Genomic DNA, 15533 nt, shown 5'->3' with positions numbered 1-15533 from the left:
AAGCCAAGGCACGTAGGCGGGGGCAATTGTCAACACGCCCTAGTAGTTTAAAAAATTAACTAGTCATGATTGATAATCACTGGAGATCCCGGTTATAGAGATCTTCCTTGGGATAGACAGACTGCTTAAAATTTAAGTATGGACACTTCTGTCTCTTGCTTGCAAACACAGCAAAACATCATAAAAACTTAATTCACAAGCTTTTAAAAGCACTAATAAATGATAAATTAAATCAGCTGTTTCGTTGATAAGTTCTTCTTTATTGTTACTAACAGCAGCGATCACTGTTTCTACAGCCTCTTCTCCTAATTTTTGAGCGCATCTATCGGCTCCAGAATCCAAGAGTTGGGCTGTATAACTGTTTGGATTTTTTTCCTCAACACGTTCATTAATTAATTCAATCAAACCATCAAGAAAACCAAGAGTATAATTATTATGTGGTTGATAACAGGTTGAGTACCCTAAATGACAAGCAGGTCCTTTAGGAATGACCTGGATCAAAAGGCTGTCATTGTCGCAATCGGCACTAATATGTTGCAGAGCCATACTATTGCCAGAAGATTCCCCCTTACGCCATAATCTTTTTCGACTTCTGCTGTATAAGGTCAGTTGTCCTGTAGTTAATGTGGCAATTAATGCTTCCTGATTCATATAACCCAGCATCAATACCTTGCCATTTTCTGCATTTTGGATTATTGCTGGTAATAGTCCATTCATCTTTTGCCAATCAAGAGAGTTAATGTCCAAGTCACTCATAGTCTTACCTCAATATTCTCTGTTCGTAATGCTAATTTTATGTCACTGATTGCCAGTATTTTGTCATGAAAAACGCTTGCTGCCAAAGCCCCACTGACATGAGATTTCTTAAATACTTCAATAAAATCATCAATTTTTCCAGCACCGCCCGATGCGATGAGGGGAACCTGGCACAGGTTTATCATTTCAGACAGCTGCGAAATATCATATCCCATTCGTACGCCATCAGATTGCATGCAATTAAGGACTATCTCGCCAGCACCGCGGTCTTGAATTTCACGTATCCATTCTCGAGTTTTACGTTTTGAATTGATACTTTTATTTTCATTACCTGTATACTGATAGACAAAATAATCATCAACTATCCACTGACTATCAACCCCTACGACCACACATTGCTTTCCAAACTCTTTGCTCAATTCATTAATCAATGAAGGGTTTTCCAATGCAGGGCTGTTGATTGAGATTTTATCTGCTCCGGCATTTAATATTAATCTTGCTTGATGCAAGGTTCGGATGCCTCCAGCTACTGTAAATGGAATATTGATAGTAGCAGCTACTTTATTGACCCAATCAGGACAAACAGATCGGTCATCGCTACTTGCAGTAATATCATAAAATACTAATTCATCAGCCCCTGATGCTGAGTAGTGAGCAGCCAAAGGGAGTATCTCTCCAATTATTCTATGGTTGCGAAATTTTACTCCCTTGACAACCTGATTATCACGAACGTCAAGGCAGGGAATGATTCGCTTGGTTAACATAATAATTCCTCTAAATTCACATGATCTTGATAAAGCATTAAACCAAGGATTACGGCGGATATTCCTAATGAATCCAGGGTTGTAATGTCCTGCAAGTGGCGAATTCCCCCTGAGGCTTGCCAGGCAATCTGAGGAAAATATTCGACTGCTTGTTGGTACAAATCGAAATTAGGTCCATTCATCATGCCATCGCATGCGATATCAGTACAAAGTATGTGCTTAATCCCATAGTTTTCATAATAAGACACTACTTCCCAAAGATTGTTTGTACTATTATTTTGCCAGCCATTAATTGCAAGAAGCGGAACTTTTGTATCAACACGAACATCCAGAGCAAGAACAATATTTTCGGGTTTAATCTTTTCAATGATTTGTATTGTCAAATCAGGATTTGTAATAGCAATACTGCCAATGACCAATTGTGAAATTCCTGCGTTGCTGCATTCCAAAGCTTGTTCTATACTCCTGATTCCACCTCCGGCTTGAATTGCTATCCCTGTCTTTTGCATGGAACAAATGAGCTCCAACTGTTGCATTTTTCCGCTGCGAGCGCCATCCAAATCGACTACGTGAAGGCGTTTTGCGCCTAACCTTGCAAAATACAATGCCCTTTCTATAGGCAAAATATCAAATTGCGTAACTTGATCAAATCGCCCTTGTTTTAAGCGAACACACCGTCCAGATTGCAAATCAATAGCTGGAATAACTAACATGTAGACTCCAAAGATAAAAAATTATTTAGTAATACCATACCAACATCAGCTGATTTTTCTGGATGAAATTGCATGCCATAAAAATTGTCTTTTTTTACGACTGCAGTGAACTCTTCATGATACTGACATCGAGCCAATGCATAATCATCTGCTTTTAGAGCATAGCTATGCACAAAATAAACATAATCATTATTATTTAATCCTTGTTGTAATGAGGATGTTTTTTGCCAATGAAGATTGTTCCATCCCATATGAGGAACAGGATGATTTCTTTCAGCTTTTAATAACTCCGCAACCCCGGGAATCAAACCCAGGCAAGGTACGTCGTCTTCTTCACTGAATTCAAGCAATAATTGCATTCCAAGACAGATTCCAAGAAGCGGTTGGGTTAAAGTTCTTAAAACGTCTATTAGCCCATTTTGCTGCAAAGCCTTCATACCAGAACGAGCTGTTCCAACCCCAGGCAAAATGACATGACTTGCTTTTTGTATTTCTTCAGCATCATGGGTCAGCGCAAAATGACCTCCCAATCGAATCAAGGCATTCGTTAGAGAAGTTAAATTATTCCCACTGACATCGATCACAGCAATCATAATACACCTTTGGTTGAAGGTAGATAATCATTTGTTCTTGAGCATGCCTGTCGTAAGGCTCTGCCTAAAACTTTGAAGCAAGCTTCAATCATGTGGTGATGGTTGGTGCCTGTTACCTGGATGTGGATAGTTGCCCCCAACGCACTGGATAACGATTGGAAAAAGTGAGGAACCATTTCTGTTGCCATACCGCCAACAAATTCACGAGTAAACTGACCTTTGAAATCACAAAAACTTCTGCCACTGATATCGATTGCAATGGTAGCTAATGATTCATCCATAGGAAGGGTATAACCATAACGATTAATCCCCCATTTGTCACCAAGTGCTATTCTAATTGCTTCCCCCAACGCAATGGCTGTATCCTCAACCAAGTGGTGCTCATCCACCTCCAAATCCCCAGAAGCTTGCAATCGCAAATCAAAGCCCCCGTGTTTTGCTACTTGCTCCAACATGTGAGTAAAGAAGGGGATAGGGGTGTCTATAACACTGATTTGATCGCTATCCAGTTGAACTGACAAATCTATTGCTGTCTCTTTTGTTTTTCTCTGCACAGACGCTTTGCGAGCATTGTTGAGAATCGCAGAAACCACCATTTCCCAAGTATTTGTTTTTGAAACAGGCAAGAAATTAACGCCCAGATTATCAGCAAACTCTTTATCAGTATCTCGGTCGCCAATTACCCATGAATAATGTTTGGCAAATGCAGTGTTTTTTAAGTAAGGTTCGAGCAAGCCAGTTTTAGGTTTTCTACAAATACAATTGTCTTCTGGGGTGTGAGGGCATATAAAAATCTCATCAAACAGAATGCCTTGAGAGGAAAACAGATCCAGGATAAATTCATGGCAAACAGCAAAATCTTCCTCTGGAAAAGCTGCAGTTCCTATGCCGTTTTGATTGGATACCATAATGAAAGTAAAGCCTGCTTTTTGTAATTGCAATAGTGCTGGTATTACGCCAGAACTTAATTTAATTTTATCCAGAGAGTCGACTTGAAAATCAAAAGGTTCTTCAACTAAAGTGCCATCGCGGTCAATAAATAAAATCTTTTTCATAATTTAATCCTGCTACATCAGCGTTAAATGAGGATAAGGCATCAATCAATAATTGATTTTGTTCATCATGACCCACCGTAATGCGAAGGTGATCATGCAATAGAGAGGTCGAAGGAAAATCTCTTACTGCTATGCCATGATGGGCAAGCCAAGTGGTCAACTGTTTTGAAAATCGCGTTTGAATAAGAATGAAATTAGTTTCTGTAGGATAAATTTTTTCAATAATTGGATTCTCGGCGAATTTTTTTATAACCCAGGCACGAGATGATTTGATTTGCTCAATAGTTTTTGTGAACCAATCGCTATTATTCAAAGCTCTTTTAGCCAGCTCCATACTAGGAGTAGCAATGGAATAGGGGGCAATGATTTTATTAAAAGCTTGAATCATATGACTCTGGGCTATAATGCAGCCTAAACGTAATCCCGCCAGCCCACAGGCTTTTGACAGGGTTCTTAAGACAATCAGATTTTCAAATTGTCCAAGTAAGGTCGTAGCGCTTGGGGCGTTTGCAAACTCTATATACGCTTCGTCCACAACAATGATCGACTGATTCGTATACAGTTCGCATGTTTTGGCAATTAGATTTAAATCCACTAAATTACTAGTTGGGTTATTGGGGCTACAAAACATGATAACTTTGCAGTTCGGCTTCCAGCTATTTTCAATTTGATCCAGGCTGAGGCGAAAATTAGTCTTTATATCCAAAGGACATTCGATCAACTCAGCTTGTTGTAACCGAACATAAAAAGCATACATCGGAAAAGTAGGGGGAAATTGCATGAAAGCGTCCTTTCCGGCAGTTAGAAAAAGTCTGGTTGTCAAATCAATGCCATCATCACTTCCTCTGGTCAGTATTATTTGATCGGAGTTAATTTGGTAACGTTTTGCCAATTGCTTTTGCAGATCTATTTGTAAACCGATGTTTGGATAATAATTTAAATTATGTCCATCTATAGTAACTGGAGCCCAAGGCAGTTCATTGGCATGTGATCGATAGCGAGCATTCTCTCCACCTGGTATATAATTTTGGCCATTTAATAAATCTGGACGAACTAGATTAAGTATGGACATTTAAACCTCCAGAGTATTGAGTCTTATTTGAACGGCATTGGCATGAGCATCCAAACCCTCTATTTCCGCTAAAGTCATTGCCGCTGGACCTAAATTGCGGATACCCTCCTGATTTATGGCTTGCACGGTAAATCGTGTCATAAAATCAAGAGTAGAAAGCCCGCTATGGTTTCTGGCAAAACCACTGGTAGGTAAGACGTGATTGCTTCCTGTTACATAGTCCCCCATTGTTTCTGCGGCCCAAGAGCCAAGAAATACTGTTCCGGCAGCCATAATTTTCTCAACCCAAGTTTCGGGTGTTTTTCTGTTAATAATCAGGTGTTCCGGAGCGTAGGAGTTAATAATATCCAGCTGTTCCGATGGATTAGAACAGATAATAATCATGCTATTGACGAGTGATTGCTTAATAAATTCTGTTCTTGACAAATAACTCATCTGAATTTCCAGCTGTTGGTTAACCTGGTTTGCCAATTCACAATCATCGCAAATTAAAATAACTTGCGAATCCGGGCCATGTTCAGCCTGGGCTAATAAATCTGCAGCAATAAACTCGGGGTTTGCTTGATTGTCTGCGAGAATCATCACTTCAGATGGTCCAGCAGGAATGTCAACCGCAGCTCCGTCGGGGTCGATTGCAACTAAAGTTTTTGCCTGAGTGACATAGCTATTACCCGGTCCGAATATTTTATCCACTTTGATGATACTTTCAGTGCCATAGGCCATAGCTGCTATGGCTTGAACTCCACCTATAGCATAAATCGTGTCGATACCACATAATCTTGCAGCAACGAGTATATGTTCGTTAATTTTTCCTTCCGCATCAGGGGGAGTACAAAGTACTTTTATTGGGCAGCCCGCTACCTTTGCCGGTATTGCCTGCATGAGAAGTGAAGAAACTAAAGGTGTTTTATTTCCTCCAGGCACATACAAGCCAATTTTTTGGATTGGTCTGTAGACATTGCGGATTGTAATTCCTGATGCAGTAGAAATCTCGGTATTTTCAGGTAACAAAGACTGGTGATATGACGAGATTGTTCCAATGGCTTGTGTTATAGCAGTGAGGGCATTTTGCGGTATGTTTGCCTGTTCAATTTTTTCCTGAGGAACCTCTAAATATTGTAAATTGACTCTATCAAACTGTTTGGTTAAATCATAAAGTGCTTTATCTCCTGATAATTGAACCTGATTTATAATTTCCAGCACATTTTCTTTTATTGCAGAACTCTGTCGCGGTCTTGAAAGGCATAGCTTTTTATCGTTTTCAGAAAGTAATTGCCAGTTTTTAATTGTTAGCATATGAATTACTCCAGCATTTTTTCAATGGGTAATACCAGGATGGAGCTGGCACCTAAATATTGAATTGTCTCTAACGTATTCCAAAACACACCTTCACTGGAGACTACGTGCACGGCAACCTTTTCATTATTTCCGGGTAATGGGAGAATGGTTGGGGACTCAGCGCCTGGTAATTTCTGTGCAATTCGCTCAAGGGCAGATTTGGGCGCATGAAAAACTATGTATTTTCTTTCCTGAGCTTGCTGGACAGCCTGGATTCTTCTGGCAAGCATGGCAAACAACTCTTGCATATCAGGATCCAATTGTCTCTGAGTTTGAATAAAGACGGCCTGACTGTTGAGAACAGTATCGACTTCTTTGAGTTTGTTATCTTCGAGTGTTTGGCCAGTGGATACCAAATCGCATATGACGTCAGCCATTCCCATTCGTGGCGCTACCTCAACTGAGCCGGATAATGTCAGAATTTCCGCACTAATTTTTCGTTCAGCAAGATAATTGTTGAGTAAATTTGGATAGCTGGTTGCAATTCGCCTCCCATCCAAACTACCGGCGCCTTGATAGTCGAATGCTTCTGGTACTGCTATCGATAAACGACAAGTACAACTGCCTAATGCCAATATTTTTCTATAGGCTTTGTTTGGTCTGTTAAAAGAAGCTTCCAGCAGCACATTTTCTCCCACGATGCCACCATCACATAAACTGTCGAATACGAGAGTAGGGATGTCATCATCGCGAACAAATAGTAAATCGATTGGAAAATTATCAACATGAGTTAATAATGCGTTTGGTTTAATACGAAACTTTAAACCACAGCGTTGCAGGAGATTTAAAGATTCATCTGATAATCGGCCTTTTTTTTGTAAGGCCAGACGTAAACGATTTTTCACAACTTCTCCAATCTTTCAGCTATTAAACGATAACCGCCTGTACCAAAACTTAAACAACGCGCAACTCGCGTGATGGTTGTTACACTGACCCCTGTTTCTTCATGAATCGTTCTGTATGGGATGCCCTGGCGTAGCAAAGGAACTACTTGCCATCGATCAGCCATAGACTCTAGTTCGGCAGGAGTACATAAATCTGTAAAAAACCGCATGGCCTCGTCTTCGTTTTTAAGCAAACTGATGGCTTGCATTAAGTTCGGGAGTGCAGAATTCTTAAAAGAGCCATGTATTTTCATATTAATGTATTAATGTGTTGTAACATTTTATTGATGATAATGATTATCTTTAGCATTGTCAATAATTTAGTGAAAAAAAATTCTGGATGGGGTAGAGTATACAGGTCTCTTTCCGGGAAACTGGATTGACCGAAAATCAAAAGGCAGAAGTAAATATTTTTATCAGAGACTGTCGATATGATAAATCCTGAGGAAATGTCATGAAACCACTTACCAGAGATATTGTATTTACCCTTTCATTTAAAATGATATTGCTCGTTTTATTATGGTATTTCTGTGTCAGAGGAATGCATCCTGAGCTGTCTAGTAATAAAGAATGGTTGTTAGGAAAAGAAGAACAAACAGTACTTACCCCAAATAACAAGAGGTAGTTTTATGATTCCAGCTGCTGAAGTTGTTGATTTATCAAGGTTACAATTTGCATTAACTGCACTATATCATTTTCTATTTGTACCCCTTACGTTGGGGTTATCGGTTATGTTAGCTATCATGGAGACAGTTTATGTAATGACTGGCCGTGATCTCTGGAAGAAAATGGTCAAATACTGGGGTGTTTTGTTTGGGATTAATTTTGTTTTGGGAGTTGCAACCGGTCTGACTATGGAATTCCAGTTTGGTACTAACTGGGCTTACTATTCACATTATGTTGGAGATGTATTTGGTGCTCCATTGGCGATCGAAGGGCTAATGGCTTTTTTTCTGGAAGCTACCTTTGTGGGTTTATTTTTCTTTGGCTGGAACAGATTGTCAAAGTTGCAGCATCTGACCTCAACATGGTTATTAGCTTTAGGCACTAATCTTTCAGCATTGTGGATTTTAATCGCTAATGGTTGGATGCAACATCCTGTAGGCGCCTATTTTGATTACCAAACGATGAGAATGGAGGTCAGCAGTTTCTACGAAATGCTGTTTAATCCTGTTGCTCAGGCCAAGTTTGTGCATACCATCAGTGCGGGATATGTGACAGGAGCCATGTTTGTCTTATCCATAAGCGCCTATTTTCTTTTGCGGGGACGAAATAAAGCGTTTGCCAAACGCTCAATGACGGTCGCAGTTTCTTTTGGTTTGGCTTCGGCATTGTCTGTTGTGGTGCTGGGCGATGAGAGCGGTTATGTTGCCAATGAAAACCAAAAGATGAAGTTGGCTGCGATGGAAGCGATGTGGCATACCGAAAAAGCTCCCGCCAATTTGACTGTTTTCGGGTTACCAGATGAGAAAACTTTTTCAACAAAATATGCAATAGATATTCCTTATGCTCTGGGTATCATTGCTACTCGTTCGTTTAATACCCCTTTACAAGGCATTATTGAATTAATTGAGGAAGGAAAATTAAAAATCAAAGATGGAATGATCGCATACGATGCATTGAAGGTTTTACAGAAAGATCCAAAGAATGAACAAGCTAAGGCTGTTTTTACAAAACATAGCGAAAATCTTGGTTATGCTTTATTGCTCAAGAAGTATACTGAGAATGTGACGGATGCTACTGAGGAGCAAATAAATCAAGCAGCGCACGATCTCAAGCCTAAAGTCCTGCCGATGTTCTTTTCTTTCAGAATTATGGTCGCGTGTGGAATATATTTTATACTTCTTTTCGCAACCGGATTTTATTTATCGGTAAGGCATAGGTTGGAAAAGACAACCTGGTATCACAGAATTGCATTTTATTCTTTGCCTTTACCATGGGTAGCGGCTGAATTAGGTTGGATAGTAGCGGAATATGGTCGTCAACCCTGGGTTGTTGAGGGTATTCTGCCTACTTTTATGGGAGCCTCCTCTTTAACATCAGGACAAGTAATGACTTCAATCGCAGGTTTTGTATTATTTTATACTGTTCTTGCAATTGTTGAGATTTACTTGATGGTCAAATACATACGTCTTGGCCCAGATGGCATGAATCATCATTGATGAAAGGAGAATCAAATGCCTTTGGATTATGAAACACTCAGAATAATTTGGTGGTTGTTAATAGGTATTTTGCTTATTGGCTTTGCCATTATGGATGGATTTGACCTTGGTGTGGCAATGTGGCTTCCCTGGTTAGGCAGAACAGATATTGAGAGACGGATTTTAATTAACAGCATTGGCCCGACCTGGGAGGGTAACCAGGTTTGGTTTATATTAGGCGGAGGCGCTATTTTTGCAGCTTGGCCCACTCTCTATGCCTTATCTTTCTCGGGCTTTTACATGGCGATGCTGGTTGTTCTTTTAGCCTTGATTTTAAGACCCGTTGGTTTTAAATACAGGTCAAAGCTGGATAATCCCACATGGAGAGCATTTTGGGATTGGGCTTTATTTATCGGGGGATTTGTTCCGGCTTTAATCTTTGGGGTAGCGGTTGGAAATGTCATACAAGGTGTTCCATTTTATTTTGATGAGAGCTTAAGAGTATTCTATACGGGAAGTTTTTTTGAATTACTCAATCCGTTTGCTTTAGGATGTGGATTATTATCTGTGCTCATGCTTGCCATGCATGGCGCTTTTTTTATTCAAGTAAAAACGGTTGGGGCTTTGCAAAATAAAGCAAAAGATAGAGCTCGATGGAGTGCTATTTTAGTTATTCTGCTATTTATTGGATTAGGGATTTGGGCTTATTATGGTATTGATGGTTATGTTTTAAAAGGAATGGTTCCTCATGATGGGCCATCAAATCCTTCCTATAAGGATGTTAGTATTCAAGCTGGGGCATGGTTTAACAATTATAAAGAGTATCCTGTGTCACTGTTAGTACCTGTTTTATGTGTAGTATCTGCTTTTTTAGCGATTATCTTTGCGAATAAAAGTGTGTTTGCTTTTGTGCTGAGTGGATTGAGTGTTGGAACTTTGATTGCAACGGTAGGGGTTAGTATGTTTCCTTTCATATTGCCTTCTTCCTCAAATCCTAAATACAGTTTAATCGTTTGGGATAGCTCCTCCAGTCAGGTTACTTTGTTTATTATGCTGGTAGCAACGGTATTATTATTGCCTGTTGTGCTTGCGTACACAGCTTGGGTTTATCGAGTGTTACGAGGTAAGGTAACGGAAAGTTCTATTAAAGCAGAACAAGATTCTGCGTATTAGGAGGTTTTGCTATGTGGTATTTCTCCTGGATTTTAGGCACAGGGCTGGCTTGTGTATTTGCGGTGCTTAATGCAGTATGGTTGGAACTTAGAGAAGAAGATGTGAAGCAGTAGACGAAGACAATCTAAGTGTTAAGTTGCTGAGTTTCATGGATAGCTCAGCAACTTAACACACAATGAATATGGCTTTTTTTACTATTTTTTGAGGAAAATCAGTAATCCTCAGGACTTATGAAAAACTCCAAGGTCGAGGAAAAAAATGTTTTTAATGAGAGAGTTTAGATACACTAAATGACCGAATTAAAAACATTTTTTAACAAAGAGATTGGGGTTTTTCGTAAGTCCTGATCCTAATATGCGCCATAACGCTCGTGATAAGACTCCAGTTTTTGTACCTGTTCGTATTGATTGTCATTTTTCAGAAATTCTATTAGATCAAACAAATTGATAATTGAATAGACTTCAATTCCTTGCTCCCTGATTTCTGACAGGGTTGATTTCTCAGTTAATCCTCGTTCGCATCTGTCCAGAGCGATAATGACACCACGAAGAATTCCTCCATTCTCTTTAATCAGGGTTTGTGATTCTCTGAATGCTGTGCCCGCTGTAATCACATCGTCAATGATCACTGTCCTTCCTGTTAGCGGTGAACCAATTAATTGTCCGCCTTCTCCATGAGTTTTTACTTCTTTACGATTAAAAGTCACTGTGATGTCCCTCCCTAACTCAGCCAAGGCCACTGCAGTTGCAGTAGCGAGTGGGATACCTTTGTACGCTGGTCCAAACAAGTGCTCAAAAGAAATTTCTTGTTCTAAAAGTGTTTTTGCATAAAATTGACCTAACTGACGTATGGAATTACCATGATAAAATAAACCAGCGTTAAAGAAATAGGGACTTATTCGTCCTGATTTTAAAGTAAATTCACCAAATTTAAGTACTTGACACTCCAGAGCTAATTTTATAAAAGATGATTTGGTATGATTCATTCTGGTTTCCTAATACAAAATTTTATTGAAAACAATCACATATTTTAAAAAAATCCTTAACAATCAACAAAAAACTGATATGCTAATCATAGTGCAGGATTTATCCTTGCATGGAAAAGGGTTTATTATAGCGTAAATTACTAATTAGGGAGTGATTTATTTTTTCACTTTAAGTTGCGCTAAAGTGAACTTTTATTTATTTAAATAACAATTTTGATGTATCTGTGTAAGTCAAAGGGGAAATGCGAATGTCGCAAAGAGAAACAGGCCATGTTAAATGGTTTAATGAAAAAAAAGGATTTGGTTTTATTGTTAATCAAAAAGGCGAAGATATTTTCGTGCACTACAAAGACATTCAGGGAGTTGGTTTTAAAACGCTGCATGAAAATGATCCAGTTACCTTTGAACTTGATCGAGGACCTAAGGGCTTGAAAGCACAAAATGTAGTAGTGGCCAGCGAATCAGTACACACAGAAGAATAAGCCAGATGATTTTATCTGGTGAGGCTATGCTTTATTTTTTAAAGCCTCGTTAAAGTACTTAAGAGCATGTTTATAGTAAACCTGAGAGTTTGACATAAAATCTGGTAATTTTATAGTCTACTGCCGAGTCAAAAAGTACAGCTGCTCCAAATCTAAAAATGAATAGGGGAGGAGGCTGACTTGAGGACGAGTGTAAGTTAAAGAGAATGGTCTGGAGCGATCTTGCTTCGGAGTGCAGCGTCGAACTCTTAGGCTTATCAACGTATACAATCACCACCAAAAAAGTATCAGTAACCTGTTGTTATATGCTCATTAAATTTCAGACATTTTGTCAACTCATTTCATTTTTCATACCATTTTTAGTCCCAGTTTTAATAATTTTATTTTTATTGTTAATTCAAGTGCTTATCATTTTTCTATTGAAAGCAACATTTTTTTTGTCTATAGATTAGTAAATAAGATCTAAAATTATTCATAATCAAAACATAAGGGAGGTCAAAAATGTTGCTTCCTATTCAGGTGACATTCCGAAATATGGATCCATCAAAAGCTGTTGAAAGCAGAGCTATAAAACTCGCTAAAAAGCTTGATTGTCTTTATGACAAGATAATGGGTTGTCGAGTGGTTATTGAGTCCCCTCATCGCCATCATAACAAAGGAAAGCTTTATCATGTACGTATTGATCTTACAGTTCCGGATGCTGAGTTAGTTGTGAGTCGTGAATCATCAGACAAGCATGCGCATGAAGATGTTTATGTTTCTCTGAGAGATGCTTTTAATGCGATTGAGCGCCAGCTTAAGAGTTATGCAAATCAACGGCGAGGTCATATCAAGCGTCATGAGGATTCCATTCGTGGTGGGAGAGTTCTTGAAGTATGCCCGATAGCTGATTATGGCTACATAGAAACAATAGATGGGCGCTTGATACGATTTACAGGTCAAAGTGTCGTTGATTATGACATTAATAAATTAGAAGTTGGTGACCGAGTCCGATTTGTTGAAACGGTTAAAAACACACAGGAAGCTGCTGCAAGTACAGTTTACGTTGAGGGTAAACGTCATATTATGAATTAATAGGGATATCAGAGTCCTATTGATAATTTGCAGTTTACCTGGGGTAATTGTTTAAGTGAAGTGACTGCTTCCAAACAAATGATTCAAAATTTTAAATGAAAGTAATTGATAGAGATCATTTTGAAAGAATCAATTAGCATCGAAAAGGAGTTTGTTATGCCAGTTACAAAGCTTAAACAATTTCTAGACAGACATAAGATAAAATATTTGTCCATAGCTCATTTCCCGGCGTATACCGCACAAGAAATCGCTGCCTCTGCCCATGTTTCAGGAAAACAGCTGGCAAAAACGGTTATTATAAAAATGGATGGACGTTTAGCCATGGTAGTATTGCCTGCAAGTGACCATATTAAATTTATAAAACTTAAAGAAGCTATTGGTACTTCAGATCTTGAGCTTGCAACGGAATCAGAGTTTGAGGGGCAATTTGCGGAATGTGATGTTGGCGCCATGCCCCCATTCGGTAATTTGTATGGTTTACCCGTATTGGTATCTACTAAACTAAGTGCACAGGACAATATCTTATTCAATGCTGGTTCTCATTCCGAATTGATACAGATCTCTTTTCGTGATTTTGAAAAACTGGTAAAGCCCACATTGGTGACGCTATAGGCTATAGAATGAATTGATTTGAAGCATCATTATAAATTATTCAGTCGGATTTCTTAAATTATCAAGAACGCGATGGGTTAGTTCTTGTAATGTTGCTTTTTCATCTTCTGAAAAACCAGCCAAAATCTCATGATTAAGTATACTGGAACATTCATCTAGTTTTTTTTGCAGAAGTCTGGCTTTTTCTGTAAGAAAAATATGAACGACTCTTCTATCTATTGAGCTTGGTTTTCGTGTAATAAATCCATCTCTTTCCATTCGATCCAAAGTTCTTACAAGGGTAGGTTGTTCCACTTCAATCAATTGAACTAATTCTGATTGGGTCAACCCATTTTCATTATACAGTTCCATCAATATATAAGTGTAGGCATGATTTATAGCATAAGGTTTAATTAATTCATTGGCTCGCTTGATTAACAAACGATGTGTTTTTTTGAGTAGAGAGGAAAGATGCATAAATTTCTCATAATTAAATAGCTTGCTATATAATAACAAGCTATGTTAATATCTGCAAGTTGTTTTAGGAGAACTCTATGAAAAGTTTACCAATCTATCAAGTAGATGCATTTGCTTCAAATTTATTCAAAGGCAATCCTGCTGCTGTTTGTGCTTTAGATAAATGGTTAAGCGATGAGACTATGCAAGCCATTGCCGCTGAAAATAATTTATCTGAAACAGCTTTTTTTGTTCCAGAAGACGAGGGATACAGGATCCGGTGGTTTACCCCTAATGAAGAAGTAGCATTGTGCGGCCATGCTACTCTTGCCAGCGCTTATGTACTTTTTAATCAATTGGGATTTTCTGGAAAAGAAATTTTATTTAATAGCTTGAGCGGTAAACTATGGGTTAAAAACACAGAGCAAGGCTTGGTTATGGATTTTCCAGCTCTACCTTATGAAGAAATTGATTTCCGATCAGAACTACAGCATTTGAATTTAAAAAAGCCATTTAAGACACTGCAAAGCCAATTTGATTTGATGTTTGTGTACGAAAATGCAGAAGAAGTGAGTGAAGCAAAGCCTGATTTGAATGCAGTAGCTCATCTTGACTACAGGGGGTTGATTTTAACCGCCCCAGGAATATCAACAGATGTTTATTCCCGTTGTTTTTATCCTGGTTGTAATGTACCCGAGGATCCAGTAACAGGGTCAGCTCATTGCGTTATTGCACCTTATTGGTGTGAATGGTTAAGTAAGAACCATATAACTGCTTTACAAGGAGGTCTCAGACAAGGTGATCTTTGTTGTGAAGTGAAGGAAAACAGAGTGTTGCTCTATGGAAATTGCCATCTTTATTTAGAAGGAAGAATATATTTGCCATGAAATATTTGACAACCTCAAGGCTTTTGTTAAGGGCCTGGGATGAAGAAGATACTATGCCTTTCTACAGAATGTGTCAGGATCCTCAGGTCATGGAGTATTTTCCTGAATTGTGGTCTATGGATATGGTCAAAGATTTTATTATGAGAATGAATGAACAATTATCTCAAAAGGATTTTACTCTGTGGGCAGCGGAAGTGAAGGGCAGTAAGCGATTTATTGGTTTCATAGGATTAAATTCTCCGACGTGGAATGCTCACTTTACTCCTTGTGTAGAGATAGGGTGGCGTTTGGCAACTGAGTTTTGGGGGCAAGGCTATGCTACAGAAGGGGCAAAAGCAGCACTTGAATATGCTTTTCAGAATATGCGTATTCCCGAAATTGTTTCTTTTACTGTGCCTGATAATTTCCGTTCAAGGTGCGTTATGGAGCGGATTGGTATGACCAGAGACTGCACGGGAGATTTTTTACATCCTAAATTAGTCTCTGATCACAGGTTAGCGAAGCATGTTTTATACCGTATACAGAATCCTTTGCAAAAGGTTGATGGATTTTAAATACATTTCTGTCCG

The 15533-nt window shown here is 38.8% G+C and carries 20 protein-coding genes; 9 read left to right on the top strand and 11 right to left on the bottom strand.

Annotation, left to right across the window (positions count from 1 at the left end):
- Window positions 1-132 precede the first annotated feature (132 nt).
- From hisIE to CC34_RS0102495, 9 genes are read right to left on the bottom strand one after another with little or no spacing between them, the layout of a single operon-like run.
- A complete protein-coding gene (gene hisIE, locus CC34_RS0102535) occupies window positions 133-756 on the bottom strand; it encodes a bifunctional phosphoribosyl-AMP cyclohydrolase/phosphoribosyl-ATP diphosphatase HisIE (protein ID WP_027226754.1) in 624 nt (207 codons plus the stop codon).
- Window positions 753-1520: an imidazole glycerol phosphate synthase subunit HisF gene (hisF, locus tag CC34_RS0102530; RefSeq protein WP_028379089.1), complete on the bottom strand. Its 768-nt coding sequence runs from the start codon at window positions 1518-1520 to the stop codon at window positions 753-755. The genes hisIE and hisF overlap by 4 nt, the downstream gene beginning before the upstream one ends.
- Complete coding sequence (locus CC34_RS0102525; protein WP_028379088.1) at window positions 1514-2233, bottom strand: 1-(5-phosphoribosyl)-5-[(5-phosphoribosylamino)methylideneamino] imidazole-4-carboxamide isomerase; 720 nt, start codon at window positions 2231-2233, stop codon at window positions 1514-1516. Before CC34_RS0102525 ends, hisF begins: the two co-directional genes overlap by 7 nt.
- The gene (hisH, locus tag CC34_RS0102520) at window positions 2227-2826 is read right to left on the bottom strand and encodes an imidazole glycerol phosphate synthase subunit HisH (protein ID WP_027226757.1); all 600 of its coding nucleotides are present in this window, start codon (window positions 2824-2826) and stop codon (window positions 2227-2229) included. Before hisH ends, CC34_RS0102525 begins: the two co-directional genes overlap by 7 nt.
- Window positions 2823-3881, bottom strand: a complete 1059-nt coding sequence (hisB, locus tag CC34_RS0102515; RefSeq protein ID WP_028379087.1) for a bifunctional histidinol-phosphatase/imidazoleglycerol-phosphate dehydratase HisB — start codon at window positions 3879-3881, stop codon at window positions 2823-2825. Before hisB ends, hisH begins: the two co-directional genes overlap by 4 nt.
- Window positions 3859-4953, bottom strand: a complete 1095-nt coding sequence (gene hisC / locus CC34_RS0102510) for a histidinol-phosphate transaminase (RefSeq protein WP_027226759.1) — start codon at window positions 4951-4953, stop codon at window positions 3859-3861. Before hisC ends, hisB begins: the two co-directional genes overlap by 23 nt.
- On the bottom strand, window positions 4954-6249 hold the full coding sequence (hisD, locus tag CC34_RS0102505) for a histidinol dehydrogenase (protein WP_027226760.1): 1296 nt from the start codon (window positions 6247-6249) through the stop codon (window positions 4954-4956).
- Between the two features lie 5 nt (window positions 6250-6254).
- Window positions 6255-7136, bottom strand: coding sequence for an ATP phosphoribosyltransferase (gene hisG / locus CC34_RS0102500; RefSeq protein WP_027226761.1), 882 nt, complete (start codon window positions 7134-7136; stop codon window positions 6255-6257).
- Complete coding sequence (locus CC34_RS0102495; protein WP_027226762.1) at window positions 7133-7429, bottom strand: YerC/YecD family TrpR-related protein; 297 nt, start codon at window positions 7427-7429, stop codon at window positions 7133-7135. Before CC34_RS0102495 ends, hisG begins: the two co-directional genes overlap by 4 nt.
- A gap of 200 nt (window positions 7430-7629) precedes the next feature.
- On the opposite strand from CC34_RS0102495, the gene cydP reads away from it, so the two are divergent.
- The 4 genes from cydP to cydX are packed head-to-tail and all read left to right on the top strand — an operon-like array spanning window position 7630 to window position 10602.
- Window positions 7630-7800, top strand: a complete 171-nt coding sequence (gene cydP, locus CC34_RS1000000117305) for a cytochrome oxidase putative small subunit CydP (protein ID WP_015444582.1) — start codon at window positions 7630-7632, stop codon at window positions 7798-7800.
- A gap of 4 nt (window positions 7801-7804) precedes the next feature.
- Window positions 7805-9337, top strand: coding sequence for a cytochrome ubiquinol oxidase subunit I (locus CC34_RS0102485; RefSeq protein ID WP_027226763.1), 1533 nt, complete (start codon window positions 7805-7807; stop codon window positions 9335-9337).
- 15 nt (window positions 9338-9352) lie between these two features.
- Window positions 9353-10489, top strand: a complete 1137-nt coding sequence (gene cydB / locus CC34_RS0102480; RefSeq protein ID WP_011215303.1) for a cytochrome d ubiquinol oxidase subunit II — start codon at window positions 9353-9355, stop codon at window positions 10487-10489.
- Window positions 10490-10500: 11 nt separating this feature from the next.
- Complete coding sequence (gene cydX, locus CC34_RS1000000116835) at window positions 10501-10602, top strand: cytochrome bd-I oxidase subunit CydX (RefSeq protein WP_016356871.1); 102 nt, start codon at window positions 10501-10503, stop codon at window positions 10600-10602.
- A gap of 236 nt (window positions 10603-10838) precedes the next feature.
- Here the strand turns inward: cydX and pyrE are convergent, their stop codons facing one another.
- Window positions 10839-11474 carry an orotate phosphoribosyltransferase gene (gene pyrE / locus CC34_RS0102470; protein WP_027226764.1) on the bottom strand — a complete coding sequence of 212 codons (636 nt, stop codon included), beginning with the start codon at window positions 11472-11474 and terminating at the stop codon, window positions 10839-10841.
- 248 nt (window positions 11475-11722) lie between these two features.
- On the opposite strand from pyrE, the gene CC34_RS0102465 reads away from it, so the two are divergent.
- The 3 genes from CC34_RS0102465 to CC34_RS0102455 all read left to right on the top strand — a co-directional run bounded on the left by CC34_RS0102465 (window position 11723) and on the right by CC34_RS0102455 (window position 13642).
- Window positions 11723-11956 carry a cold-shock protein gene (locus CC34_RS0102465; RefSeq protein WP_011213557.1) on the top strand — a complete coding sequence of 78 codons (234 nt, stop codon included), beginning with the start codon at window positions 11723-11725 and terminating at the stop codon, window positions 11954-11956.
- 501 nt (window positions 11957-12457) lie between these two features.
- Window positions 12458-13030, top strand: a complete 573-nt coding sequence (locus CC34_RS0102460; RefSeq protein WP_027221445.1) for an HPF/RaiA family ribosome-associated protein — start codon at window positions 12458-12460, stop codon at window positions 13028-13030.
- A 156-nt stretch (window positions 13031-13186) separates the two neighbouring features.
- Complete coding sequence (locus tag CC34_RS0102455) at window positions 13187-13642, top strand: aminoacyl-tRNA deacylase (protein WP_027226765.1); 456 nt, start codon at window positions 13187-13189, stop codon at window positions 13640-13642.
- Between the two features lie 36 nt (window positions 13643-13678).
- Here CC34_RS0102455 and CC34_RS0102450 read toward each other — a convergent pair whose 3' ends face one another.
- Entirely contained in the window at window positions 13679-14098 is a 420-nt protein-coding gene (locus CC34_RS0102450) for a MarR family winged helix-turn-helix transcriptional regulator (protein ID WP_027226766.1), read from the bottom strand.
- Between the two features lie 77 nt (window positions 14099-14175).
- Between CC34_RS0102450 and CC34_RS0102445 the strand changes: the two genes are divergently transcribed.
- Window positions 14176-14964 (top strand): PhzF family phenazine biosynthesis protein, encoded by a 789-nt coding sequence (locus CC34_RS0102445; RefSeq protein WP_027226767.1) that lies wholly within the window; start codon window positions 14176-14178, stop codon window positions 14962-14964.
- Window positions 14961-15518, top strand: coding sequence for a GNAT family N-acetyltransferase (locus CC34_RS0102440; protein ID WP_027226768.1), 558 nt, complete (start codon window positions 14961-14963; stop codon window positions 15516-15518). The genes CC34_RS0102445 and CC34_RS0102440 overlap by 4 nt, the downstream gene beginning before the upstream one ends.
- Window positions 15519-15533: the final 15 nt, after the last annotated feature.

This window comes from Legionella pneumophila subsp. fraseri (assembly GCF_000586315.1).
GTDB lineage: Bacteria > Pseudomonadota > Gammaproteobacteria > Legionellales > Legionellaceae > Legionella > Legionella pneumophila_B.
Note: the sequence above shows the minus strand (reverse complement) of the source record. Positions and strands in the feature narration are given on the sequence as shown.

What these genes read in the sequence shown, in the direction of transcription:
- CC34_RS0102495 (WP_027226762.1), bottom strand. Translation starts at nt 7,429, where the DNA reads ATGAAAATACATGGCTCTTTTAAGAATTCTGCACTCCCGAACTTAATG.
- cydP (WP_015444582.1), top strand. Translation starts at nt 7,630, where the DNA reads ATGAAACCACTTACCAGAGATATTGTATTTACCCTTTCATTTAAAATG.
- hisC (WP_027226759.1), bottom strand. Translation starts at nt 4,953, where the DNA reads ATGTCCATACTTAATCTAGTTCGTCCAGATTTATTAAATGGCCAAAAT.
- cydB (WP_011215303.1), top strand. Translation starts at nt 9,353, where the DNA reads ATGCCTTTGGATTATGAAACACTCAGAATAATTTGGTGGTTGTTAATA.
- CC34_RS0102440 (WP_027226768.1), top strand. Translation starts at nt 14,961, where the DNA reads ATGAAATATTTGACAACCTCAAGGCTTTTGTTAAGGGCCTGGGATGAA.
- CC34_RS0102455 (WP_027226765.1), top strand. Translation starts at nt 13,187, where the DNA reads ATGCCAGTTACAAAGCTTAAACAATTTCTAGACAGACATAAGATAAAA.
- hisB (WP_028379087.1), bottom strand. Translation starts at nt 3,881, where the DNA reads ATGAAAAAGATTTTATTTATTGACCGCGATGGCACTTTAGTTGAAGAA.
- hisIE (WP_027226754.1), bottom strand. Translation starts at nt 756, where the DNA reads ATGAGTGACTTGGACATTAACTCTCTTGATTGGCAAAAGATGAATGGA.
- CC34_RS0102445 (WP_027226767.1), top strand. Translation starts at nt 14,176, where the DNA reads ATGAAAAGTTTACCAATCTATCAAGTAGATGCATTTGCTTCAAATTTA.
- CC34_RS0102450 (WP_027226766.1), bottom strand. Translation starts at nt 14,098, where the DNA reads ATGCATCTTTCCTCTCTACTCAAAAAAACACATCGTTTGTTAATCAAG.
- CC34_RS0102465 (WP_011213557.1), top strand. Translation starts at nt 11,723, where the DNA reads ATGTCGCAAAGAGAAACAGGCCATGTTAAATGGTTTAATGAAAAAAAA.
- hisF (WP_028379089.1), bottom strand. Translation starts at nt 1,520, where the DNA reads ATGTTAACCAAGCGAATCATTCCCTGCCTTGACGTTCGTGATAATCAG.
- cydX (WP_016356871.1), top strand. Translation starts at nt 10,501, where the DNA reads ATGTGGTATTTCTCCTGGATTTTAGGCACAGGGCTGGCTTGTGTATTT.
- pyrE (WP_027226764.1), bottom strand. Translation starts at nt 11,474, where the DNA reads ATGAATCATACCAAATCATCTTTTATAAAATTAGCTCTGGAGTGTCAA.
- CC34_RS0102485 (WP_027226763.1), top strand. Translation starts at nt 7,805, where the DNA reads ATGATTCCAGCTGCTGAAGTTGTTGATTTATCAAGGTTACAATTTGCA.
- CC34_RS0102525 (WP_028379088.1), bottom strand. Translation starts at nt 2,233, where the DNA reads ATGTTAGTTATTCCAGCTATTGATTTGCAATCTGGACGGTGTGTTCGC.
- CC34_RS0102460 (WP_027221445.1), top strand. Translation starts at nt 12,458, where the DNA reads ATGTTGCTTCCTATTCAGGTGACATTCCGAAATATGGATCCATCAAAA.
- hisH (WP_027226757.1), bottom strand. Translation starts at nt 2,826, where the DNA reads ATGATTGCTGTGATCGATGTCAGTGGGAATAATTTAACTTCTCTAACG.
- hisD (WP_027226760.1), bottom strand. Translation starts at nt 6,249, where the DNA reads ATGCTAACAATTAAAAACTGGCAATTACTTTCTGAAAACGATAAAAAG.